Raw genomic sequence first — 21355 nt, forward strand, 5'->3', positions numbered from 1 at the left:
CAGGCTCGCTCCCACAGTAGACCGTGTTCTCCCGAACTACTCTGTCTCCCTGTGGGAGCGAGCCTGCTCGCGAAGATCTGTCTAACAATGGAGATGCATGTCTCTTTATTGAGACTCGGCGATCCCCAACGCCACCATCTTCTTATACAGCGTCGACCGGCCAAGCCCCAGCCGCTCTGCCGCTTCCACCACCTTGCCTCCGCATTGCGCAAGGGTGGTTTCAATCAATTGCCGGTCAAATCGCTCTCGCGCCGCACTGAACGTTTCATGGGCAAGCGGCTCGATGGTCAAGGGCGCCACGCGCTCCACCTGGGTGAACTTACCAATCGCTGCGCGGATGTCCGCCGCCGTCAGGCGCAAGTCATCACTGAGCAGCGCGGCCCGCTCCAGCACATTGCGCAGTTCCCGGATGTTCCCCGGCCAGGCGTGTTGCCCCAACAGTTCCAGGGCCTCGTGGTGCAATTCATGCTGGCTGCGCAGTTCCTCAAGAATGGCTTCACTGAGCGCCGGCACGTCATCCAGGCGGTCGCGCAGGGGTGGAACCTGGATCGGCAGCACATTGAGGCGGTAGTACAAATCGGCGCGGAATTCGCCGCGTTTGATCGCCGCTTCCAGGTCCGTAGAGGTCGCGGCGATCACCCGCACATCGCTCTGGATCACTTCGTTGGAGCCCACCGGCTCGAATTCCTTTTCCTGCAACACTCGCAGCAGTTTGCTTTGCAGGGGCAGCGGCATGTCGCCGATTTCATCGAGGAACAGCGTGCCGCCCTGGGCAATCTGCAATTTGCCGGCGCGGCCCTTGCGATCGGCACCGGTAAATGCGCCAGGGGCTGTGCCGAAGAACTCGGCCTCCAACAGCGATTCGGGAATCGCCGCGCTGTTGACACTGACAAACGCCTTGTGTGCACGGGGCGAGGCATTGTGGATCGCCTGGGCCAGCAACTCCTTGCCGGTGCCGGTTTCACCAAGCAACAGCACCGGCGATTCGGTACTCGCACTGCGCCGGGCGCGGCGTTTGACTTCCAGGCTGGCGGCGCTGGTGCCGATGAAATGGGCGAAGTTGTATTTGGTCTGCCGCGCCCGCAGCAGCGAGCGGGTGGAAGCCAGTTCTTCCTGCATGCTCATGTAGCGCTTGAGCATCGGCGACAGGCTGCGCAATTCGTCGAACAGGGCAAAACCGATGGCACCGATCACCACGCCGGCGTCATCGTGAATCGGCAGGCGCATGACCACCAGCGGCTCTTTGGGGGTGTCTTGCATATCCAGCAAAATCGGCCGGCCGCTGCGCACCACTTCACGCAACAGGCTGCCGGGGATCACGCTTTCGCAGGGCTTGCCGATTGCGCCTTGCGCCGATTGCAGGCCAAAGCGCCGGGCATAACGCTCATTCATCCAGACGATGTTGGCGTCGCGGTCGACAATCACCGTGCCCTCGCTCGACTGCTCGATGATCTCGAACAACGAGCGGATCGCCAGCAGGCGAACGCGCTGGTAGTCCTTGAGGCTTTCGGTGGTGTTCATGGGTACATGATCCTGGTTGTGTATTGCCTGTGCCGGCCTCTTCGCGAGCAGGCTCGCTCCTACAGTTGATCTGCGTCGTTCACAAATCTCCTGTGGGAGCGAGCCTGCTCGCGAAGGCCGCGGCTCGGTCTAACTGAATGCAACGGATTATGCCTGCCCCAACAACGCCGCCGCCAACAGCTCCTTGGTGTACGGATGCTGCGGCGAATCAAACACCTCATGGCTGGCGCCGCGTTCCACCACTTTGCCGTCCTTGATCACGATCATGTCGTGGGCCAGGGCGCGCACCACCGCCAGGTCATGGCTGATGAACAGGTAGGTCAAACCGTGTTTTTCCTGAAGCTGGCGGAGCAGGGCGACCACTTGTTTCTGTACCGTGCGGTCGAGCGCCGAGGTCGGTTCGTCGAGCAGGATCAGCGCCGGCTTCAGCACCAACGCCCGGGCGATGGCGATGCGCTGGCGCTGCCCCCCGGAGAACTCGTGGGGATAACGATGGCGACTTTGCGGGTCGAGGCCGACTTCGCTCAGTGCCCGGATCACTTCGGCATTGCACTCTTCAGAGCTCAACTGGCTGTGCACTTCCAGGCCTTCGCTGATGATTTGTGCCACGGACATCCTTGGGCTGAGGCTGCCGAAAGGGTCCTGGAACACCACCTGCATCTGCTTGCGCCACGGTCGCAGCTGTTTTTGCGTTAGACCGTCCAGCGCCTGGCCTTGAAAGCGGATACCGCCTTCGGAGTCGAGCAAACGCAGAATCGCCTGACCCAGGGTGGACTTGCCGGAACCGGACTCACCGACGATGCCCAGGGTTTTGCCGCGCTGAATATTCAGGCTGATGCCATCGACGGCGCGCAGCCAGGTTTTGCGTTGAAACAGGCCACCACCGACGGGAAACCGCACCTGCAGATTGTCCACCTCCAGTACGTTTTCGCGCTCGTCCCGGGGCAAGGCTTCGCCCTCGGGTTCGGCGTGCAGCAATACGCAGCTGTAAGGGTGCTTGGGTTCGGTGAACAGGATTTCGCAAGGCGCCTGCTCGACGATTTCCCCGGCCTTCATCACGCACACGCGCTGGGCGATACTGCGCACCAGATTGAGGTCATGGCTGATCAGCAGCAGTGACATGCCCAGTCGCTGTTGCAGGGATTTGAGCAGCAGCAGGATCTTGCGCTGCACCGTCACATCCAGCGCAGTGGTCGGTTCGTCGGCGATCAGCAGTTCCGGTTCGCACGCCAGGGCCATGGCGATCATCACCCGCTGGCGCTGCCCGCCGGACAATTGATGGGGATAGGCCTTGAGGCGTTCCTCGGGTTTCTGGATGCCCACCAGGTGCAGCAATTCGAGAATCCGCTCTTGCGCCGCCTTGCCCGCCAGGCCTTTGTGCACCAGCAGCGTTTCGCCGATCTGCTTTTCAATGCTGTGCAGCGGGTTGAGGGAGGTCATCGGCTCCTGGAAGATCATCGCGATGCGATTGCCGCGCAGTTGTCGCAACTTGCCGACATCGGCGCCTACCAGTTCCTGGCCGCGATAGCGGATGCTGCCCGTCGTCTCGGACTCGGTTTGCGGCAGCAGTTGCAGGATCGAGTGGGCCGTCACCGACTTGCCCGAGCCCGATTCGCCCACCAGCGCCAGGCATTCGCCAGGGCGGATGTCCAGGCACAGATTGCGCACCACGGCCTGGCCGCTGAAGGCCACGCTGAGGTCACGGATTTCGATCAGGTTGGTCATATCAACATCCCGTTTTCAAGAGCGTGCATCAAGATCGCGGATCAAGATCGCGGATCAAAAGCGTCGCGCAGCGCTTCGCCAATGAACACCAGTAAAGAAAGAATCAGCGCCAAAGTGAAAAACGCCGTCAGGCCTAGCCACGGTGCTTGCAGGTTCTGCTTGCCCTGGCCGATCAGCTCGCCCAGCGAAGCGCTGCCGGCAGGCATGCCGAAGCCGAGGAAGTCCAGCGCCGTCAGGGTGGAAATCGCCCCGGTGAGAATGAACGGCAAGTAGCTCAAGGTCGCGTTCATGGCGTTGGGCAGAATGTGCCGTACGATAACTTTGCGGTCGGTCAGGCCCAGCGCGCGCGCGGCCTTGACGTATTCCAGATTGCGCCCACGCAGGAACTCGGCACGCACCACGTCCACCAGGGCCAGCCATGAAAACAGCGCCATGATCCCCAGCAGCCACCAGAAATTCGGCTCGACGAAACCCGACAGGATGATCAGCAGGTACAGCACCGGCAACCCGGACCACACCTCCAGCAGGCGCTGGCCGAGCAAATCCACCCAGCCGCCGTAATAACCTTGCAGGGCCCCGGCCGCGATGCCGATCAGGGCACTGACAAACGTCAGCATCAAGGCAAACAGGATCGACACCCGGGCACCGAAGATCACCCGGGCCAGAACGTCCCGTGCCTGGTCGTCGGTGCCCAGCCAATTGACGCTGGAGGGCGGACTGGGGGCGGGTATGTTCAGGTCATAGTTGGGTGTGTCGTCACTGAACGGAACCGGTGGAAACAGCAACCAGCCACCGTCTTTCTCGATGAGCTTCTGCACGTAGTCGCTGCGGTAGTCGGCCTGGAATGGCAGCTGCCCGCCGAATTCCTGTTCGGTGTGGCGCTTGAAGACCGGAAAGTACCACTGGCCTTGATAGCTGACCATCAGCGGTTTGTCGTTGGCGATCAGTTCGCCGCCCAGGGTCATCAAGAACAGGCCGACAAACAGCCAGAGTGACCACCAACCCCGCCGGTTTTTCTTGAAGCGCTCGAAGCGCCGGCGCGCCAACGGTGAAAGCTTGAACATCAGGCGTTCCTCGAGGCAAAGTCGATACGCGGGTCGACCAGGGTGTAGCAGAGGTCGCCGACCAGTTTTATCAGAAGGCCGAACAGGGTGAAGATGAACAGCGAGCCGAACACCACCGGATAGTCCCGGGATACCGCCGCTTCGTAACTCATGCGGCCCAGGCCGTCGAGGGAGAAGATCACCTCGATCAGCAGGGAACCGGCAAAAAATACACTGATAAACGCTTGGGGAATGCCTGACACCACCAACAGCATGGCATTGCGGAACACGTGTCCATACAGTACCCGCCGTTCACTCAAACCCTTGGCCCTGGCGGTGACCACGTACTGGCGGGTGATTTCATTGAGGAACGAGTTCTTGGTGAGGATGGTCAGCGTGGCGAAGCCGCCGATCACCAGGGCGGTCACCGGCAACACCAGATGCCAGAAGTAGTCAGCCACTTTGCCCAGGGTCGATAGCGAGTCGAAGTTGTCCGAGACCAGTCCGCGAACCGGGAACCAGTTCAGCGAAGTGCCACCGGCAAAGACCACGATCAGGAACATCGCAAACAGGAACGCCGGCATGGCATAGCCGATGATGATCGCGGTACTGCTCCAGATGTCGAATTGGCTGCCATGGTGCACGGCCTTGCGGATGCCCAGGGGAATCGACACCAGGTAGGTGATCAGCGTCGCCCAGAGCCCGAGGGAAATGGTCACGGGCATTTTTTCGAGGATCAGGTCGGTGACGGTGGCGCCGCGGAAGAAGCTCTTGCCAAAGTCCAGGCGTGCGTAGCTGGTGAGCATCAGCCAGAGGCGTTCGTGTGCCGGTTTATCGAAGCCGTACTGTTTTTCAATGTCCTTGATCAGCTGCGGATCGAGCCCGCGACTGGCCCGGGACTTGCCGCTCATGGCTTCGCCGGAACCGCCGCCAACCGCTGCGCCGCCAATGCCTTGCAGGTGTGCGATGGCCTGTTCCACCGGCCCGCCCGGCGCGGCCTGGACGATGACAAAGTTGACCAGAAGAATGATCACCAGCGTCGGAATGATCAGCAGCAGGCGCCGCAATATGTAAGCCCACATCAGTGCGGCCCTCCGGGTTTGCTACGGCTGATACGCTCGGCCGTCATCTGTTGGTTGGTCAATGGCGTGGTGCTCATCTCCCACCAGCTCTCTATGGCTTCGTCATTGCTCGCCTGCACGTTCGGGATGCCAAAGCGGTTCCACCAGACAGTCGAGGTGCCCGGCGGGTAATAGTTGGGAATCCAGTAGTAATTCCATTGCAGCACCCGGTCCAGGGCATGAGCGTAATACAGCATGTCAGCCTTGGTATTGGCACGGATCAGCCCGGTGATCAGGGTGTCCACTGCCGGGTTCTTCAACACCATGTAGTTGTTTGATCCTGGGTCGGTAGCCGCCGCAGAACCGAAATAATTGAGCAGTTCGTTTCCCGGAGATGTGGTGACCGGGTAGCCGGTGACGATCATGTCGTAGTCGCGGCTCATCAGGCGATTGACGTACTGGGACGAGTCGATGCGGCGGATGTTCAGGTCGATACCGATCTGTTTCAATGTGCGTTTATAGGGCAGCAGCAGACGGTCCATGCCGTTCTGACTGACCAGGAACGTGAAGCTCAACGGCTCGCCGTCGGCATTGACCAGTTGATCGCCATCGGGTTTCCAGCCGGCCTGTTCGAGCAAGTCCAGGGCTTGCAGTTGCTTGTCGCGGATCACGCCGCTGCCATCGGTCTTCGGCGCTTCGAACACCTTGGTGAAAACTTCGTCGGGAATCCGCCCACGCAGCGGTTCGAGAATCGCCAGCTCACCCGCATCCGGCAGTTGCCGGGCCGCAAGATCGGTATTGGAGAAAAAGCTCTGCTGGCGGATGTACATGTCGCGCATCATCTGCCGGTTGGTCCACTCGAAGTCCCACAGCATCGCCAGCGCCTGGCGCACGCGACGGTCCTGGAACATGGGCTTTTGCAGATTGAACACAAAACCCTGGGCCGGCTGCGGCGCCTCGGTGGCGAGATGGGCCTTTTGCAGGCGACCGTCGCTCAGGGCCGGGCTATCGTAGCCGATGGAGTAAGCGGTGGCGGAAAATTCCCGGTTGTAGTCATAGGCGCCACCGCGCAACACCTGGCGCGCTACGTCGGTATCGCCGAAGTATTCGATGCTGAAGTGATCGAAGTTGTACAGGCCACGACTGACGGGCAGGTCCTTGCCCCACCAATCGGGATTGCGCTCGAAGGTGATGCTGCGTCCGGAGTCGATCTTGCCGACTTTATAGGGGCCGCTGCCCAGCGGCGCTTCATAGCCGCCGCCATTGGCGAAGTCGCGGCTCTTCCACCAGTGTTCGGGAAGCACCGGCAAGGTCGCGATATCCAGAGGCAGGGTACGATTTTCATTGTTCTTGAAATCAAAGCGGATAGTCAGCGGCGATTCCACTTCGACGCCTTTGATGTCGGCGAACTGGGTGCGGTAACGCAGGCTGCCCTGAGTCATCAGCAGGTCGAAGGTGTAACGCACATCTTCGGCGGTAATCGGTTTGCCATCGGCAAAGCACGCCTTGGGGTTGAGGTAAAAGCGCAGGGACAGTCCGTCTTCGGCGCGCTCCATCTTTTCTGCCACCAGGCCGTACACGGTGTATGGTTCGTCCAGCGAGCGCTGCGCCAGTGGTGAATAGAGCAGGCCATCGATTTGCGTGACGCCGATGCCTTTGTCGATGTAAGGCAAGACATGGTCGAATTGACCGATTTCGATCGCCGAGCGCCGCATCGTGCCGCCCTTGGGGGCCAGCGGATTGGTGTAGGCGAAGTGACTGAAGCCGGCAGGGTATTTCGCCGGCTCGCCATAAACGGTCAACGCATGCTGCGGTTCAGCATTCACACCCGCGGCACCTATCAGCAGGGCCACGGCAGTGAATAATAAGGTAGGGAAAGCCAGTCGCATTGTCAGCCTTGGAGCCGGGTGGTCGTTAACGACAATTTGTACGCTAGCGGCGCGTCCCTCGCCAGCCGAATTACGCACCTGAAACACAACGGCCCACCAAAAGGCGGGCCGTTGTGAGCGTAGCTCAAGCGTCGATCAGTCCTGACGGCTGGTCACTTCCAGCAGGTGGTAACCAAACTGGGTCTTGACCGGGCCCTGGACCACGTTGATGGGTGCGCTGAAAACCACGGTGTCGAATTCCTTGACCATCTGGCCCGGGCCGAACGAACCCAGGTCACCGCCCTGACGGCTGGAAGGGCAGGTGGAGTTTGCCTTGGCAACTTCGGCGAAATCGGCGCCAGTCTCGATTTGGGCCTTGAGTTCATTGCACTTGTCTTGCGAGGCAACAAGGATGTGACGGGCAGTGGCTTTAGCCATGGGAAAATACTCCTTTCAATACTCGATAAAGTGCTGAGCCTACCGGATTCAGTGAGCTATTTCTCCTCAAAGTTCCGTTCCACGCGGGATCCACGGCAGGTGGCAGCTCAAAGGCCGGCGTCTCTCAAGCGTTCGGCATGCTGGACATACAGTTCGATCGGGTCGACACCTGTGCGCAACTGGCCGATCGGTTGACCAATGGTGTCCAGATGATCCAGCGCATAGTCGGAGCGGATAACCGTACCCAGATGGGAACTGAAGCGGCCGACCAACCCGTCGTTCTGCTCGCTTTCCGTGACGAAATACCCGGAAAGGGCCCGGCAGAATGCGTTGAGCGGATCGAAGGCATTGAGCCCTGCCTCGAGAACACTTGACTGCAACACGCCGCTCCACGAGTAGTAATGCACACCGTTGACCCGTTCGCGCCCCTTGCCACCCCAGAGGGTGGGCAGCCCTTGCGGGTATTTGTCGTTGAATGCGCCTACGCCTTCGGTGGTCAGCGCATTGAGGGCCGCAATGGCGTTCTGCGGTCGGTACTGGTTGTCGCTTAAAGTCGCGAGGAAGTCGGCGAACAGGGTCACCACCGTCTCGGCCACCTGTTCCGGCAGACTGCCTGGTATCAATGCCTTGCGCAGGAAATCGGCCAGTTCCGAGCCATGGTTCGGCCCGCTGACGGAGGTCACCGACGCCACACTGTGTGGCGCAATCGCTGCGGCATAACGTGCGGTCAGTGCGCCTTGGCTATGGCCTATGAGGTTGACTTTGCGTGCACCGGTTCCTTCCAGTACCCGCTCGATCTGCGAGAGCAATTGGTCACCGCGTACCTCGTTGTCATGGGTGGCCGACAAGTAGGGGACGAGCACCCTTGCTCCGGCGTTCCTCAATGCCTGCCTGATGTCGTGAAAGAGTTCGAATTTGCCGATTCTTTCGAAGCCGAAAAGGCCGTGGACCAGCAGTATTGGATAACAAGTGCTTGCATTCCTTTGCATGTTCATACCTTTGCACAGAAGTTCGTTGGGACTGCATGGCGTTTCACTCTAAAACACTCGAGGTTGGCGCGATGTATGAAATGTCCGCCGAAGCTTGCGGAAAGCGGAATAGAACAAGTGCGAATGCTCTAGAGCGGCTGAGGCCTTAGTCGGAATAAATTGATGACTTTTCACGGCAATCAGGTTGCTGCTGATCAAAGACCTACTTCGTATGTATCGATTTTCCGAGCGAGCCGGGGTAAGAGGCCGACATCACGGCTGTTTGCCGTGGGGTTAAATAGTCGTCATCCAAAGCCGGCCACCTGTTCGGTGTTTATTCCAAGGACTGGAGCGAATGAATGACTGTTTATGAACCCGATACCTTGAATCTCGCGCAGCAACCATTGCCACCTCCAATACTTGAACAGGCGGAAAACGGCGTTCTGAACCCCTCTGACAGAAAAGCCGTCATCAGGGTCCAGCCTTATCCGGGCATGACCTGCGGCGACAAATTGCTATTGAGTTGGGCGGGTCTGGATGCTGATGGCGTCGCCTGCAACCATCAGGTCGCGCGCTTTGTCACTGAGGACCGGGTCGGCGAGGACATGATCTTTGCCGTGGTTAGCGCACATATTGCGACGCTTGACGGTGGTTCACTCGAAATCAGTTACTCACTCATGAGCACCCGTTTTGCCGAGCCCGTGCACTCCCATCGTTTGCAACTGAGTGTGGGTGATGTGCAATCCGACCTGTTGCCTGCGACAGTGAACGACGCGGTGGGTAGAACGCTTGATCCGGATCGGGTGAAAGAAGGGGCGATCGTTACGATCAAACCCTATGCACGCATGGCGGCGGGCGACTGGGTTTTGCTGACCTGGGCTGGCGTCTCGGTCGAAGGAAGTTTCAGTGATGCACTCAAGGTCGAGTCCTTTGCTGTGGGGGAGGAACTGTCGTTTTGGGTCAGCCCGGAGTGCATTGCGTCGAATCTGGGCTCCTCCGTTTCCATCGATTATTGCGTCAAGCAAGCAGGTCAGGGGCCTCGTTACTCTGAAGTCACGGCACTGATGGTTGACATCCTGGAACAGCGACCACTGCCAGGGCCCATTGTGCTGGAGGCCGACGAAGGTTGGGTGGATCTGCATGATGCGCAGGATGGCGTGACCGTCGTCATCGAAAACGCCAGGGCTGATAGAGGTGAACTGATTTACCTGAGATGCGACGGGGAGAAATTCAATCACTGTAACGAGCGCGAAATAACCAGAGACACTGCGGGCGAGCCATTGGTGTTCATCGTTCCCTACCGGTTCTGGAGGGAGCATCGAGATTCCGCGATCCGTGTTTTCTATTCAGTCGAGCGCCTTGACGGCACCCGCCAACAATCCGGAGTGACACTGGTTCAGGTGCAGTCCCTGATGGGGCATTGATTGCCGTTTGCCCTCCAGTCTTCGCATGAAGGCCGGAGGGCGCATGGATAATGCTGATTATCGGGCGTTGTTTGACACTCGCAGCCGATCTGCCGCTTCAAGCAACAGTTGTTCTGTCCCGGCCCAGCCGAGGCAGCCATCAGTCACTGACACACCGTATTGCAATGACGAACTCAACGGCTGGCAGCCCTCGAACAGATGGCTCTCGATCATCATGCCGATCAGCGAACGATCACCTTGCAGGCGTTGTTCAAGTACATCGTTGAACACGGCTGGCTGGTTCAACGGGTTCTTGCCGCTGTTGGCGTGACTGCAATCGACCATGATCCGAGCCGGAATCCTGAGTCTGGTCAAGTCGCTGTTCACCTGGGCAACGCTGGCGCTGTCGTAGTTCGGCCCGCGATGGCCGCCGCGCAATACCAGGTGAGTGTCCGCATTGCCCGGTGTTTGAATGATCGCCGGATGTCCTTGGCTATCGACACCGAAATGGCGATGGGGGTGGGCGGCGGAACGCATGGCGTCGCTGGCGACACCGACACCACCGTCAGTCCCGTTCTTGAACCCTACAGGCATGCCCAGGCCGCTGGCCATTTCCCGATGGATCTGCGACTCCGTCGTGCGTGCGCCAATCGCCACCCAGCTCAACAGGTCGTCGAAGTAACCGGCGGCCATCGGCTGCAGCAGTTCGGTGGCCACAGGCAAGCCCAGGCGAAGCATCTCGCGCATCAGCTCGCGGGACAGCGTCAGGCCGGCGGCCATGTCATCGCTGCCATCGAGGTGCGGGTCGTAGGCCAGGCCTTTCCAGCCAACCGTGGTGCGGGGTTTTTCGACGTAGGCGCGCATCACCAGCAGCATCTGGTCGCTGACTTCGGCGGCGAGGCGGGCAAGATTGCCGGCGTATTCGAAGGCTGATTTCGGGTCGTGTATCGAGCAGGGGCCGACGATGACCAGCAAACGGGAGTCTTCACCGTTGAGGATCGCGCGAACCGCCTGGCGGTGGGTGGTGACTTGCCGGGACAGGGCATTGCTGAGGGGCAATTGCTGTTTGAGTTGCAATGAGCTGGGCAGACGCAGGGTTAGCGCTTCATTGGCAGGGCTCAAGGTGGACAGCGGCAGTGCAGAGACGGACGAGTTCATATTCAAGGCTTCCTGGGCTGGCGGCGGGTTCGTGCCCGCGCGCTCGGCCCTACTGGGGTGTTCGACAATTGGCCAGATTGGCTGCGTGTGTGTGCTTGCCACCTGTGGGTGACCGATCGGAGGCGGCAGGCTGTCCCGAGCGGAGGGTGGTAAATCGCCAGGTGGTAAAACTGTCGTAACGGTAATAAGTGGCGTAGTTCATGTACTGAATCCTCTAAATGTCTGGTGTGTCGCTAAAAGTGTTGGGACTGAAAAAACAAAACCCCCGGTCGGGAGGCCGACCGGGGGTTGAGAGTTCTCTGGTGGCGACCCGTTTAAAGTGGGCGCCGTGTGGGTATCAGGCGCGCCAGTGGCTAAACCAATACCCAAAATAAAAGCTGACCGGAGCACAACCGTCGATTACCCGGGCAGCCGCAACCGAGCGCGGGGCGCTGGCGGTACGAAGCTGCAAGAGGGCGTTGAACATGGTCTGTCTCCGATGGATGGACCGAGCTTACTAGAGGCCGGCACGCAGATTCAATCAGAAAATGCTATTGGCCAGCGACGTCACTTTCTATCGCTTGAGCGCCTCGAAGGTTGTGACACACTTTGCACGTCTATAAAAAACACATCGTCACAAGGGCGCCTCATGACGGTACTGCCCCTCGCCGTGGAGCTGGAATGATGGAACGCCAATGGCGTCCGGCAACACCGGACGACCTCGAATTCGCCCGCGAACTGACCTGTAGAGGCATGTTGCGCTACTATATTCAGCATGATCTTTTGTGGCAGGACGAGGCGTTTGACGTGGCCTGGGCCGGGCGCGACAACCGGTTGATCGTATGCGGCGAAAATGTCCTGGGTTATGTCAGTCTGAGCCGTGATGCCAGAGCCTTGTACATCCGCGAATTGCATATTGTCGAAGCGTTTCGTGGGCAGGGCGCTGGAACCTGGGCGATCGATCAGGTGCTGGCTCTGGCGTGCAAGGAGCGGCGTCCGGCGTTGCGCCTGACGGTTTTCGAAAACAACCCGGCGCAAGCGTTGTACAGGCGCAAGGGATTAAGGGTGGTGGGCAAGGACGAATGTTTCTTGAGGATGCAGCTGGATATCTCCGATCGGGATTGCTGCAACACGCTTGCAACAAGCCTTTCAAGATGAATTGAAACTTTTAATCTGACGCTTTCCGCTAGGTCTGCCAGATGCTTTTTGCTAAGGTGTCTGGCATTCCAATAAGACCATATTGCGAGGTGTCTGCTTGATTAGGGTGCTAGTAGTCGATGACCATGATCTCGTTCGTACAGGCATTACACGAATGCTGGCTGACATCGATGGCCTGCAAGTAGTCGGCCAGGCCGAGTCGGGAGAGGAATCCCTGCTCAAGGCGCGTGAGCTGAAACCCGATGTGGTGCTGATGGACGTCAAGATGCCGGGTATCGGCGGTCTTGAAGCCACTCGCAAATTATTGCGCAGTCATCCGGATATCAAAGTCGTCGCGGTGACCGTGTGTGAAGAGGACCCGTTTCCTACGCGGCTGTTGCAAGCAGGGGCGGCAGGGTACCTGACCAAAGGGGCAGGTTTGCCGGAAATGGTCCAGGCCATCCGCCTGGTATTCGCCGGACAACGCTACATCAGCCCGCAAATTGCCCAGCAGCTGGCGATCAAGTCCTTCCAGCCCACCAACGATTCGCCTTTCGATGCCTTGTCGGAGCGGGAAATCCAGATCGCGTTGATGATCGTCGGCTGCCAGAAAGTGCAGATCATTTCCGATAAGTTGTGCCTGTCCCCGAAAACCGTTAACACTTACCGTTACCGCATCTTCGAAAAACTTTCGATCAGCAGTGATGTCGAGTTGACGCTGTTGGCGGTTCGTCATGGCATGGTCGACGCCAGCCTCTGAAAATGAACGACACCTTTGATCCGAGCGCCTTTCTGTCCACCGTTAGCGGGCGCCCCGGCGTGTACCGCATGTTCGACAGCGAAGCGCGTTTGCTCTACGTCGGCAAGGCGAAGAACCTCAGGAATCGCCTGTCGAGTTACTTTCGCAAGACCGGGCTTGCCCCCAAGACCGCCGCACTGGTAGCGCGTATCGCCCAGATCGAAACGACGATCACGGCCAACGAAACCGAAGCCTTGCTGCTTGAGCAGACGCTGATCAAGGAATGGCGCCCGCCCTACAACATCCTGCTGCGCGACGATAAATCCTACCCCTACGTCTTTCTCTCCGACGGAGAGTTTCCGCGACTGAGCATTCATCGCGGTGCGAAAAAGGCCAAGGGTAAATATTTCGGTCCTTACCCGAGCGCTGGCGCGATTCGCGAAAGCCTGAGCCTGCTGCAAAAGACCTTTTTCGTTCGGCAATGCGAAGACAGTTTTTACAAGAACCGCACCCGTCCTTGCCTGCAATACCAGATCAAGCGCTGCAAGGCACCCTGCGTCGGGCTGGTGGATCCCCAGGTGTATGCCGAAGATGTGCGCCACTCGGTGATGTTTCTTGAGGGGCGCAGCAATGCTCTGACAGACGAGTTGTCCGCCGGGATGGAAGAGGCGGCGATCAATCTCGAGTTCGAACGAGCAGCCGAGCTGCGGGACCAGATTGCGTTACTGCGCCGGGTTCAGGATCAGCAGAGCATGGAAGGCGGGACCGGGGACGTCGATGTGATTGCCGCCTTCGTCAACCCGGGTGGTGCCTGTGTTCACTTGATCAGCGTGCGGGGCGGGCGGGTACTGGGAAGCAAGAACTTCTTCCCACAGGTGGGTATTGAAGAAGACGTTAGCGAAGTCATGGCTGCATTTCTCGGCCAGTACTTTATCAGCAGTCCTGAGCGCGACTTGCCAAGTGAACTGATCGTCAATGTGGTCCACGACGACTTTCCAACGCTGATCGCCGCCATCGACGAGTTGCGCGGTCGTGAACTGACCATCAGCCATCGCGTGCGGGGTACGCGGGCGCGCTGGCAACAATTGGCGGTGACCAATGCCGAGCAGGCACTGAGTGCGCGGCTGGCGAATCGTCAGCACATTACGGAACGCTTCGATGCGCTGGCGCAAGTACTGAAGCTGGATGAGCCTCCTCAACGACTTGAGTGCTATGACATCAGTCATTCCAGTGGCGAGGCGACGGTGGCGTCCTGCGTGGTCTTCGGCCCCGAAGGCCCGATCAAATCCGATTACCGCCGGTATAACATCGAGGGCGTTACGGCCGGCGATGACTACGCGGCGATGCATCAGGCGTTGACCCGACGCTTCAGCAGGCTGAAGGACGGGGAGGGCAAGCTGCCGGATATCCTGTTGGTGGATGGCGGTAAAGGTCAGTTGTCCATGGCCCGCGACGTGCTCGATGAATTGGCCGTGCCTGACCTGATTCTGCTCGGCGTGGCAAAAGGCGCGACGCGCAAGGCCGGTTTCGAAACCCTGTACCTGAACGACGCTGCACATGAGTTCACGTTGCGCGGCGATTCTCCTGCGTTGCACCTGATCCAGCAGATTCGCGACGAAGCCCACCGGTTTGCCATTACCGGGCACCGCGCCCGGCGTGGAAAAACCCGTCGGACGTCTACACTGGAAGGCGTCGCCGGCGTCGGCCCTACACGTCGGCGTGACTTGTTGAAACATTTTGGTGGATTGCAGGAGCTGTCTCGTGCAAGCATCGAAGAAATTGCCAAAGCCCCCGGGATCAGTAAAAAGCTCGCAGAGTTGATTTATGCAAATCTGCACAGCGAGTAGAATGCCCCCTCACCTCGTAGCCAGTTGTGCCGATGAATATCCCTAATCTGATTACCGTTCTACGCGTTCTACTCATACCGATCTTCATTTTGCTGTTCTACCTGCCTTACCAGTGGAGCTACCTGGCATCCGCCTCGGTCTTCGCATTCGCTGCCGCCACCGACTGGCTGGACGGGTATCTGGCCCGCCGTCTGGAGCAAAGCACGCCATTCGGGGCTTTCCTCGATCCGGTTGCCGACAAGCTGATGGTTGCGGTTGCACTGGTACTGTTGGTACAGGAACACGGAAACCTGTGGCTCACGCTGCCTGCCGCCGTGATCATCGGTCGCGAGATTGTCGTCTCGGCGCTGCGCGAATGGATGGCCGAACTGGGTGCTCGTGCCCACGTCGCCGTATCGAACCTGGGCAAATGGAAAACTGCCGCACAAATGCTGGCGCTGGTGATCCTGCTGGCCAATCCCAAGGATTTCAGTTTCTGGGTCTTGCTGGGTTATACGTTGCTGATGGTGTCGGCTGGCCTGACTTTGTGGTCGATGGTCCAGTACTTGCGGGCTGCCTGGCCACATCTGAAGACCGACGTTGAAAAGAAATAAAACTTTTTTGAATCAAAGGGTTGACGGGGCTTCTGGAATCTATAGAATGCGCCACACCAAGACGCGGGAATAGCTCAGTTGGTAGAGCACGACCTTGCCAAGGTCGGGGTCGCGAGTTCGAGTCTCGTTTCCCGCTCCAAGTTTGTACGCATTTGATGTCGCGCTACTAGACAACAAATGTTTTGAGGCCGAGTAGCAAAATGGTTATGCAGCGGATTGCAAATCCGCCTACGCCGGTTCGATTCCGACCTCGGCCTCCACTAATAAACGAGCTCCGTAGATCTATGATTTACGGAGCTTTTTTATTTGCAGTAGCCTGCAAGATTTAGTCTTGAAAAGGGTATTTGCGAACTTGCTTCACCGGGGCTGGATGTATATATTTCCACCTCTGCTGCACAAGCGTCAGGACTGCCAGATCGTTATTTGACAGAACCTGGACGCTTCACCGCGCTACCGCCCGAATGGCGAAACTGGTAGACGCATGGGACTTAAAATCCCCCGCTCGTAAGGGCGTGCCGGTTCGATTCCGGCTTCGGGCACCATATATATCAAGGGTTTGCGAGCGAAAGCTGAGCAAACCCTTGTTCGTTTCTGGTCCGCAATTATTGATCTGGTCCGCAATTCACTTCGTTGGAGAGACCTTTTTCCCCTTTCGATTGCGGATGTACTGCTCGGTCATAACGACGGTCGTATGCCCAAGTTGATCTCTGGCCTGCAAAATATCGCCGCTTGACTCCGCCTTGTCCGTGCCGGCTTTAGCGCGCAAGTCGCGCATTTGGAACTCGGACTTTGCGACCCCGGCCGCTTCCCTGGCCAAGTCAAACCTTCCCCGCAACATCGCCACCGACATTGGTGTGCCATCCTCTGTAACGATCAGCCGCGTTGAGCGGACCTTGTGTTCTGACTTTCGGAACATGATTCGATCAATCAAAACCTTCAGTTCCCCAGTGATTTCGATTCGGCGCTTGGCGTTTGTCTTGCCCTGCAGCACCCATATCTGACCCTCTCGGACGTCGCGCTCATCCATCAATCGAGTGTCGGTCACCCGTTGGCCAGTCAAATAGGCAAGGTCCATCGCATCCCGTAGGCCGGCGTCCGCTTTCTCGTACACGCGCTTGAACAGTGCGTCCTCGATGTAGATGTCCCGCCCCGTCTCCTTGTTTCCCTTGATTCCTGCGCAAGGGTTGGCGAGCGCGGTATAGCCGATATCCCGGGCGAAGTTCCAGATTGCACTGAGCAGGGCCTTCTCCCTGTTGGCGCGCACCGGCGCGGCCTTGCGCCAGGTCAGGTATTGGCGGACGTGCAGGGGCTGGATTGTTTCGAGCGGGGCCGGCGGGTCGTCGAAGAATGACATCAGGTTTTTCAACTCCCTGACGTTGTCCTTTTGCGTTGCTGGTTTCTTTGATGGCACCACGTCGACCAAATACTTCTCGGCCACGTAACGGAAGGTGATCACCTTGGCCACCAGGTCGGTGGCGGTGCGATCACGCTCGAGTTTCGCGTACTCCATGATCGCCAGACCGTAATCGCTGCCCAGCGGAATTTCTTTGCGATCCTTGCCGCCGGTGTCGTAGTAGTAGAAAACCCGGCCGCTGGCTTTCTTGCGTTCTCTCAGCCGGGCGATTGATCCGGGTTTGCTTGGTCGTCGTCCCATGTCAGCTAGCCTTGCGTGGTGTCCATGCGGGTTTCTCTGGCTCAAACATACCGACCGCGGTCACGGCCATCGCCGTGACGCTTGGCCAGCCATTCACCTTGATGGTGTGCCTGATGCCGTTCTTCTTCAGGTTGAGGATCTGGCCTGCCTTGGTCCGCGCGCCGGTGAGCTCGCAAACCTCCTCGTGGGATAGAAACTGGATGCTCATGAGCGTTCCATGCCGCGCGTGGCGGCAGAAGGTGGTTAGGATTTGCTGGCGACCTACTTGATCAGCTCTGCTTCGTCGTCCGGTGTGACCTTTAGCTGGCTCCAACGTAATCCTCGAATGATCCCGAGAATTTCTCAGGTGGCCATACCGCCGCGCTCGGCAAGGCGCTGCAGAGATTGGCTGTGATTGCGTAGCGCCTGCTCTTCGTAATGCATGAGCAAACGCATGGGGATTGATTTGATGTTGGTGCACTTCATGACGGACATGTTTTCGAGAGGCATGAGAGCTCCTCGCCCGCCGTTCATCGGCAGGCTGGTAGGTGAATTGTGAAATCAGATGAGGGGCATCAGGCGAGCTCAACAGGTGAGCTACGGTTTATTGGTTCACCTCGCCAGTTGCGTACACGCTCTCTCCCTGAGGTGACTGGTGGGGTGGACCCTTACTTCAATGCCGTGGCTCCGCACCGGCGAAGTTTGAAGCAGGGATGCAATATTTTGGCGTGTGAGTTAATGTCCAATAGTTCACCCCGCTGGGGGGGGCGATATTCGCATGCTGCTCCCTTCCCCCGGGCATCCGGCGGGGTGAACTCTTTCTTTCACCGTGGTCTTTCGTAGACGAGCCAGAGCATGTAGAGCGGCGCTGCTATCGGTCGGAAGATCATGCGACCACCTGTTGCTGTTCCTGGCGCAGCGCTTGCTGAACCGCCTCGACAACGCGGCGCAGGTACGTGAATTCGTGGTTTGGTTCGTTGGCTTTGTCACTGAGTAAGTAGTGCCACTCATCACCGAATAGCTCGTTGAGGGTCTTGTCGTGGTGCCATGTCTCGTTGGGTGTCTCGATGCTGCGCAGAACATCGATGTCATGCCAAAGCTCGCAGGCTTCACCTTTCCTCAGCTCGCCAAGTTCCCAGTCGTGGCGTCCGGTCTGTTGCCGACGACGCTGGACGATGCACTTCTTGGCAAGGGGGTGCAGCGCGTTACGGCTGAAGACGGTGGAACTGATACCGCGGTCCAAGCAGTTCAGCACGTAATCCCAACCGAAATCGGTGACGAACTCCGCGACTTTGCGCGGCCCCATGCCGCCCCAGTAGGAGTTCCAGCTCTTGTCCCAGCAGTTGATCGTGATCTTGCCCTGGGCGGTCTGGTAGTTCGGATTTGATTCGGTAGGGCAGTCGCGCCTGCCAAAGTCTTCGAGGAGCACGGTGATCAGGCCAAGCAGCGGTGCGCCAGTGATCACCAGCTTCGTGACTGTCGAACACTCAACCTTCAGCGGTTCGGTCGGTTTGTTTTCTGTGGGCACGGGGTGTCCTTCGCCGGTGATCGGCTACAGTTGATAGGTCACTGATATGGAGATCGAATATGAAGTGCTTAATCTGTCAGGCTGCTGCCAGGATTGTTCAAGCGCCTGGAGACTGGTCAGAGGTCAAATGCTCAGCTGGTTGTGGACACTTCAGGGTTTCAGCGAACCTTGTTGCGAAGATGAAGTTCAAGAAGGAGTGCTTCGATATCGAACGTACAAGGCGATGGCTCGATATGTCCCGGAATGAGGGGGCTGTGCCATTGATATCGACCTACGATTACAACGTTTCCTTACTGCATCGGGATGCAGAAGAGAGATCTACCAACCTGCGGAATCGTTCTAGAAAGTCGGTAACTTCAGATTAGATAGAAGTTCTTGCTTCGATCTGGCGAAGTGCATACCGCACGGCGGTGATGACCGGCTTCATCACCGTCGTGCGCTCATCCTATGGCGGCGCGACAGGTCGGCAATCAGCACCTCCAGTCGTGCACCTTTCGAATGCTCCCAACCCGGGCGCATGGCCACGGTGTCGCAGTTCATCAGGGCGGCGATGTCACGACGCATGCAATCGTTCCAGGTTCCGCCGTCAGGGTTGAGTTCGCACAGCATCGACCTGTGACCCTCCTGCATGGCGACTACCGCCGTGGTACCAGCGCCGCCCTCCGTGACCGGATGCGCAGCGTAGTGGCGAAATAATAGTTCATGGTCTACAAAGACATAGTCTCAATTCGTCCGATAACGGACTTAATCGGAGCATGTGCAATGGATTTCACAAGAGACGCAAACGATTTCCTCAGTTACATCACCACAGTCAAAAGGGACTGGGATCGTGCTTCTTCTGAGTTGCTCGACCTCGTTGAGCATTGGCAAGACTTGTCGATGAAGCATTTCACAGGTATGACTTCAATAGCTGCGAAGGAGCGCAGCATCGAGGGAGAAGTATTGGGTAAACAGTTTTCCATCGAGATCAACCCAATCTCCCTGGATAAAGCTGGGCTGGCAGAAGCTGTATTGTTCTTGCGCCAAGTCGGAGGTTCAAAATCGGAATTGGGTCGATTTAGCGTTCGTCGTGATGGAGCGATTTTAAGCAGCGACGGTTCGGTTCTCGTATATCCGCAAGATGATCACTACAGCTACCAAATATTCACCACAATCATGCACGCTGTGATTGAGGCGCCCACTCCAGTCGATGCCGAATAACCGTCAGGTGTCATCGCTGCAGCCGCGTAACTCGTCATGCCTGTATGCCCGTTCCAATTTTCGCGACACGTTTTCGCTGATCGTGATTTCGTGTCGCGACATGTTGGCGAATCGGGCGGACTCCTCGGTGGGAGCCGCTGCTAGGTTAAGGATGAAGGTTGACACCGTCTCCTGCCATTCCTCGAAGTCGTGGCGCTCGCCCAGCACTTGGAGCGCATCTGCCAGCGCCTTCGACACAATTGGCGACCGTTTCTCGGCACCGATCCGGTCCAGCAAGGCTTTCTCCTTGGCGCGCTTGTTCCGCTGAGTATCCGCGTTGCTCTTGGCCATAGCCTGTCTCTTCAATTCCGTGAGCTGGTAGATCCAGCCATGTCTGTCGTCGGCGCTGACGCACCTGGTTGTTGATGAGTCTCATGCAGCCCTCTGCTGATTCCACACACCCACGGCGTCGAACACCCGGGCGGCCTGTTCTTCAGTCAGCGATATTTCGGCGGGAATGGCGATCCAGCCCGAAGCGACCCGATGATTCGGATTGCTCTCGGCGACCAAGTCCTTGTAGGTTTCCTCGATCACGTTTTCGAGGTGCACGGCCAGATAGTTGCCTTGGGGAGCAACCTCTACTGATTTAGTGTAGCGGTGCCCTCGTTGATCGCGACACTGGACGCTGAGATAGATCGTCCAGCGGTGGGCAACGTCGCAGACTGCTTCGGCCATGCGTTGTCCTGGCGGGATGCTCTTGCAGCTCTTCCTGTTGATCATCCCTTGCCGTCCGCTGGGGTCGATGTGGACCACCGCGACGTGATTGGCATTGAGCAGTGCCCGACTCGCTCGCTCTATCCGGGTACGCATGTTGTTGGGCTTTCGCTTTTTCATAGCGCCACCGTAATCTGGCGATTGACCTTGGCTTCAAACTGCATGGCAAGGTCGTGAGTGGCCTTGTAGTCGTTATGGAAGGCGCGAGTCTTGCCGGTGGTGCGGTCTTTAACCTGATACATGCCGAAGCTTCCGCCGACGACTTGGTAGCGCACCGGTTTGGCTGGGGCTGGTCGATCAGTACGACTGTAGAACCCGGAGCGGGCGGCCTTTGTTCGTTGCAGCAGTTCAGCGACTTCATCGGCGCGCGCTTGAAATGATGGATGCATGGCTGATCCCTTGGAGTTGGTTGCGTGTATTCGTCAGCACTCCGACCACCTGCTGGTGGCCATTGGGCAGAGAAGGGTGCTAGTTGATAAAAGGCAGGCGTAAAAAAGCCCGATCGGAACCGGGCCATTGTTTGCGTCACGAAGACCTGCTTAAGCGAGCGCAGGTGTTGGCATCGCGGACTTCGACAAAGCCGCCTGAATGCGCTGCGTGATTTCTTCTCGATGCACTGCGACATCCTTGGGCGCGCTTGTCCCGATGCGTACCTGTTGACCGCTCACACCCAGTACGGTGATCGTGATGTCATTGCCTATGTTGATGCTTTCACCTGCTTTACGAGTCAAAATCAGCATTGTCCATTTCCTTGCATGAGT

The 21355-nt window shown here is 58.2% G+C and carries 23 protein-coding genes and 3 tRNA genes; 9 read left to right on the forward strand and 17 right to left on the reverse strand.

Going from position 1 to position 21355, the window contains the following annotated elements:
* Nucleotides 1-105 precede the first annotated feature (105 nt).
* From C8K63_RS14305 to C8K63_RS14335, 7 genes are all read right to left on the reverse strand, one after another.
* Nucleotides 106-1521 (reverse strand): sigma-54-dependent Fis family transcriptional regulator, encoded by a 1416-nt coding sequence (locus C8K63_RS14305; RefSeq protein WP_108217303.1) that lies wholly within the window; start codon nt 1519-1521, stop codon nt 106-108.
* 147 nt (nt 1522-1668) lie between these two features.
* A complete protein-coding gene (locus tag C8K63_RS14310) occupies nt 1669-3246 on the reverse strand; it encodes an ABC transporter ATP-binding protein (protein WP_108217304.1) in 1578 nt (525 codons plus the stop codon).
* A 41-nt stretch (nt 3247-3287) separates the two neighbouring features.
* Nucleotides 3288-4310, reverse strand: coding sequence for an ABC transporter permease (locus C8K63_RS14315; protein WP_108217305.1), 1023 nt, complete (start codon nt 4308-4310; stop codon nt 3288-3290).
* Entirely contained in the window at nt 4310-5371 is a 1062-nt protein-coding gene (locus C8K63_RS14320) for a microcin C ABC transporter permease YejB (RefSeq protein WP_108217306.1), read from the reverse strand. Before C8K63_RS14320 ends, C8K63_RS14315 begins: the two co-directional genes overlap by 1 nt.
* Complete coding sequence (locus C8K63_RS14325) at nt 5371-7239, reverse strand: extracellular solute-binding protein (protein WP_108217307.1); 1869 nt, start codon at nt 7237-7239, stop codon at nt 5371-5373. The genes C8K63_RS14320 and C8K63_RS14325 overlap by 1 nt, the downstream gene beginning before the upstream one ends.
* Before the next feature lie 135 nt (nt 7240-7374).
* The gene (locus C8K63_RS14330; RefSeq protein WP_108217308.1) at nt 7375-7656 is read right to left on the reverse strand and encodes a peptidylprolyl isomerase; all 282 of its coding nucleotides are present in this window, start codon (nt 7654-7656) and stop codon (nt 7375-7377) included.
* Between the two features lie 107 nt (nt 7657-7763).
* Nucleotides 7764-8645 (reverse strand): triacylglycerol lipase, encoded by an 882-nt coding sequence (locus C8K63_RS14335; RefSeq protein ID WP_108217577.1) that lies wholly within the window; start codon nt 8643-8645, stop codon nt 7764-7766.
* A 338-nt stretch (nt 8646-8983) separates the two neighbouring features.
* Between C8K63_RS14335 and C8K63_RS14340 the strand changes: the two genes are divergently transcribed.
* Nucleotides 8984-10048, forward strand: coding sequence for a hypothetical protein (locus tag C8K63_RS14340; protein WP_108217309.1), 1065 nt, complete (start codon nt 8984-8986; stop codon nt 10046-10048).
* Between the two features lie 57 nt (nt 10049-10105).
* On the opposite strand, the gene C8K63_RS14345 is transcribed toward C8K63_RS14340, so the two are convergent.
* Complete coding sequence (locus C8K63_RS14345; protein WP_108217310.1) at nt 10106-11185, reverse strand: 3-deoxy-7-phosphoheptulonate synthase; 1080 nt, start codon at nt 11183-11185, stop codon at nt 10106-10108.
* A gap of 663 nt (nt 11186-11848) precedes the next feature.
* Here C8K63_RS14345 and C8K63_RS14350 point away from each other — a divergent pair.
* From C8K63_RS14350 to C8K63_RS14380, 7 genes are all read left to right on the forward strand, one after another.
* The gene (locus C8K63_RS14350) at nt 11849-12322 is read left to right on the forward strand and encodes an N-acetyltransferase (protein WP_108217578.1); all 474 of its coding nucleotides are present in this window, start codon (nt 11849-11851) and stop codon (nt 12320-12322) included.
* A gap of 97 nt (nt 12323-12419) precedes the next feature.
* The gene (uvrY, locus tag C8K63_RS14355; protein WP_008015884.1) at nt 12420-13061 is read left to right on the forward strand and encodes a UvrY/SirA/GacA family response regulator transcription factor; all 642 of its coding nucleotides are present in this window, start codon (nt 12420-12422) and stop codon (nt 13059-13061) included.
* 2 nt (nt 13062-13063) lie between these two features.
* On the forward strand, nt 13064-14887 hold the full coding sequence (uvrC, locus tag C8K63_RS14360) for an excinuclease ABC subunit UvrC (protein WP_108217311.1): 1824 nt from the start codon (nt 13064-13066) through the stop codon (nt 14885-14887).
* Nucleotides 14888-14919: 32 nt separating this feature from the next.
* A complete protein-coding gene (gene pgsA / locus C8K63_RS14365) occupies nt 14920-15480 on the forward strand; it encodes a CDP-diacylglycerol--glycerol-3-phosphate 3-phosphatidyltransferase (RefSeq protein WP_007992985.1) in 561 nt (186 codons plus the stop codon).
* Nucleotides 15481-15543: 63 nt separating this feature from the next.
* Nucleotides 15544-15619: transfer RNA gene (locus C8K63_RS14370), tRNA-Gly, on the forward strand.
* A 47-nt stretch (nt 15620-15666) separates the two neighbouring features.
* Nucleotides 15667-15740 (forward strand) — tRNA-Cys (locus C8K63_RS14375).
* A 195-nt stretch (nt 15741-15935) separates the two neighbouring features.
* Nucleotides 15936-16022 (forward strand) — tRNA-Leu (locus C8K63_RS14380).
* Nucleotides 16023-16102: 80 nt separating this feature from the next.
* Here the strand turns inward: C8K63_RS14380 and xerC are convergent.
* The 5 genes from xerC to C8K63_RS14405 all read right to left on the reverse strand — a co-directional run bounded on the left by xerC (nt 16103) and on the right by C8K63_RS14405 (nt 19271).
* Nucleotides 16103-17134 carry a tyrosine recombinase XerC gene (gene xerC, locus C8K63_RS14385; RefSeq protein WP_108217312.1) on the reverse strand — a complete coding sequence of 344 codons (1032 nt, stop codon included), beginning with the start codon at nt 17132-17134 and terminating at the stop codon, nt 16103-16105.
* Nucleotide 17135: 1 nt separating this feature from the next.
* Nucleotides 17136-17342 carry a DUF4224 domain-containing protein gene (locus tag C8K63_RS14390; protein ID WP_090455600.1) on the reverse strand — a complete coding sequence of 69 codons (207 nt, stop codon included), beginning with the start codon at nt 17340-17342 and terminating at the stop codon, nt 17136-17138.
* 134 nt (nt 17343-17476) lie between these two features.
* Entirely contained in the window at nt 17477-17623 is a 147-nt protein-coding gene (locus C8K63_RS30340; protein ID WP_158273942.1) for a hypothetical protein, read from the reverse strand.
* A gap of 376 nt (nt 17624-17999) precedes the next feature.
* Complete coding sequence (locus tag C8K63_RS14395) at nt 18000-18641, reverse strand: hypothetical protein (RefSeq protein WP_108217313.1); 642 nt, start codon at nt 18639-18641, stop codon at nt 18000-18002.
* Nucleotides 18642-19067: 426 nt separating this feature from the next.
* Nucleotides 19068-19271 carry a DUF4406 domain-containing protein gene (locus C8K63_RS14405; protein ID WP_256594947.1) on the reverse strand — a complete coding sequence of 68 codons (204 nt, stop codon included), beginning with the start codon at nt 19269-19271 and terminating at the stop codon, nt 19068-19070.
* Between the two features lie 132 nt (nt 19272-19403).
* Between C8K63_RS14405 and C8K63_RS14410 the strand changes: the two genes are divergently transcribed.
* Nucleotides 19404-19841, forward strand: a complete 438-nt coding sequence (locus C8K63_RS14410) for a hypothetical protein (RefSeq protein ID WP_108217315.1) — start codon at nt 19404-19406, stop codon at nt 19839-19841.
* 3 nt (nt 19842-19844) lie between these two features.
* Here C8K63_RS14410 and C8K63_RS14415 read toward each other — a convergent pair whose 3' ends face one another.
* The 4 genes from C8K63_RS14415 to csrA all read right to left on the reverse strand — a co-directional run bounded on the left by C8K63_RS14415 (nt 19845) and on the right by csrA (nt 21334).
* Entirely contained in the window at nt 19845-20171 is a 327-nt protein-coding gene (locus C8K63_RS14415) for a hypothetical protein (protein ID WP_108217316.1), read from the reverse strand.
* A gap of 81 nt (nt 20172-20252) precedes the next feature.
* Complete coding sequence (locus C8K63_RS14420; RefSeq protein ID WP_108217317.1) at nt 20253-20714, reverse strand: hypothetical protein; 462 nt, start codon at nt 20712-20714, stop codon at nt 20253-20255.
* Nucleotides 20711-20983: a hypothetical protein gene (locus C8K63_RS14425; RefSeq protein WP_108217318.1), complete on the reverse strand. Its 273-nt coding sequence runs from the start codon at nt 20981-20983 to the stop codon at nt 20711-20713. Before C8K63_RS14425 ends, C8K63_RS14420 begins: the two co-directional genes overlap by 4 nt.
* 150 nt (nt 20984-21133) lie before the next feature.
* Nucleotides 21134-21334 (reverse strand): carbon storage regulator CsrA, encoded by a 201-nt coding sequence (csrA, locus tag C8K63_RS14430; RefSeq protein ID WP_108217319.1) that lies wholly within the window; start codon nt 21332-21334, stop codon nt 21134-21136.
* Between the last annotated feature and the right edge of the window lie 21 nt (nt 21335-21355).

Source organism: Pseudomonas sp. GV085, from assembly GCF_003050925.1.
GTDB lineage: Bacteria > Pseudomonadota > Gammaproteobacteria > Pseudomonadales > Pseudomonadaceae > Aquipseudomonas.

Coding starts and splice junctions, on each gene's coding strand:
- C8K63_RS14305 (WP_108217303.1), bottom strand. CDS start 1,521: ATGAACACCACCGAAAGCCTCAAGGACTACCAGCGCGTTCGCCTGCTG.
- C8K63_RS14310 (WP_108217304.1), bottom strand. CDS start 3,246: ATGACCAACCTGATCGAAATCCGTGACCTCAGCGTGGCCTTCAGCGGC.
- C8K63_RS14315 (WP_108217305.1), bottom strand. CDS start 4,310: ATGTTCAAGCTTTCACCGTTGGCGCGCCGGCGCTTCGAGCGCTTCAAG.
- C8K63_RS14320 (WP_108217306.1), bottom strand. CDS start 5,371: ATGTGGGCTTACATATTGCGGCGCCTGCTGCTGATCATTCCGACGCTG.
- C8K63_RS14325 (WP_108217307.1), bottom strand. CDS start 7,239: ATGCGACTGGCTTTCCCTACCTTATTATTCACTGCCGTGGCCCTGCTG.
- C8K63_RS14330 (WP_108217308.1), bottom strand. CDS start 7,656: ATGGCTAAAGCCACTGCCCGTCACATCCTTGTTGCCTCGCAAGACAAG.
- C8K63_RS14335 (WP_108217577.1), bottom strand. CDS start 8,645: ATGCAAAGGAATGCAAGCACTTGTTATCCAATACTGCTGGTCCACGGC.
- C8K63_RS14340 (WP_108217309.1), top strand. CDS start 8,984: ATGACTGTTTATGAACCCGATACCTTGAATCTCGCGCAGCAACCATTG.
- C8K63_RS14345 (WP_108217310.1), bottom strand. CDS start 11,185: ATGAACTCGTCCGTCTCTGCACTGCCGCTGTCCACCTTGAGCCCTGCC.
- C8K63_RS14350 (WP_108217578.1), top strand. CDS start 11,849: ATGGAACGCCAATGGCGTCCGGCAACACCGGACGACCTCGAATTCGCC.
- uvrC (WP_108217311.1), top strand. CDS start 13,064: ATGAACGACACCTTTGATCCGAGCGCCTTTCTGTCCACCGTTAGCGGG.
- pgsA (WP_007992985.1), top strand. CDS start 14,920: ATGAATATCCCTAATCTGATTACCGTTCTACGCGTTCTACTCATACCG.
- xerC (WP_108217312.1), bottom strand. CDS start 17,134: ATGGGACGACGACCAAGCAAACCCGGATCAATCGCCCGGCTGAGAGAA.
- C8K63_RS14390 (WP_090455600.1), bottom strand. CDS start 17,342: ATGAGCATCCAGTTTCTATCCCACGAGGAGGTTTGCGAGCTCACCGGC.
- C8K63_RS30340 (WP_158273942.1), bottom strand. CDS start 17,623: ATGCCTCTCGAAAACATGTCCGTCATGAAGTGCACCAACATCAAATCA.
- C8K63_RS14405 (WP_256594947.1), bottom strand. CDS start 19,271: ATGCAGGAGGGTCACAGGTCGATGCTGTGCGAACTCAACCCTGACGGC.
- C8K63_RS14410 (WP_108217315.1), top strand. CDS start 19,404: ATGGATTTCACAAGAGACGCAAACGATTTCCTCAGTTACATCACCACA.
- C8K63_RS14415 (WP_108217316.1), bottom strand. CDS start 20,171: ATGGCCAAGAGCAACGCGGATACTCAGCGGAACAAGCGCGCCAAGGAG.
- C8K63_RS14420 (WP_108217317.1), bottom strand. CDS start 20,714: ATGAAAAAGCGAAAGCCCAACAACATGCGTACCCGGATAGAGCGAGCG.
- C8K63_RS14425 (WP_108217318.1), bottom strand. CDS start 20,983: ATGCATCCATCATTTCAAGCGCGCGCCGATGAAGTCGCTGAACTGCTG.
- csrA (WP_108217319.1), bottom strand. CDS start 21,334: ATGCTGATTTTGACTCGTAAAGCAGGTGAAAGCATCAACATAGGCAAT.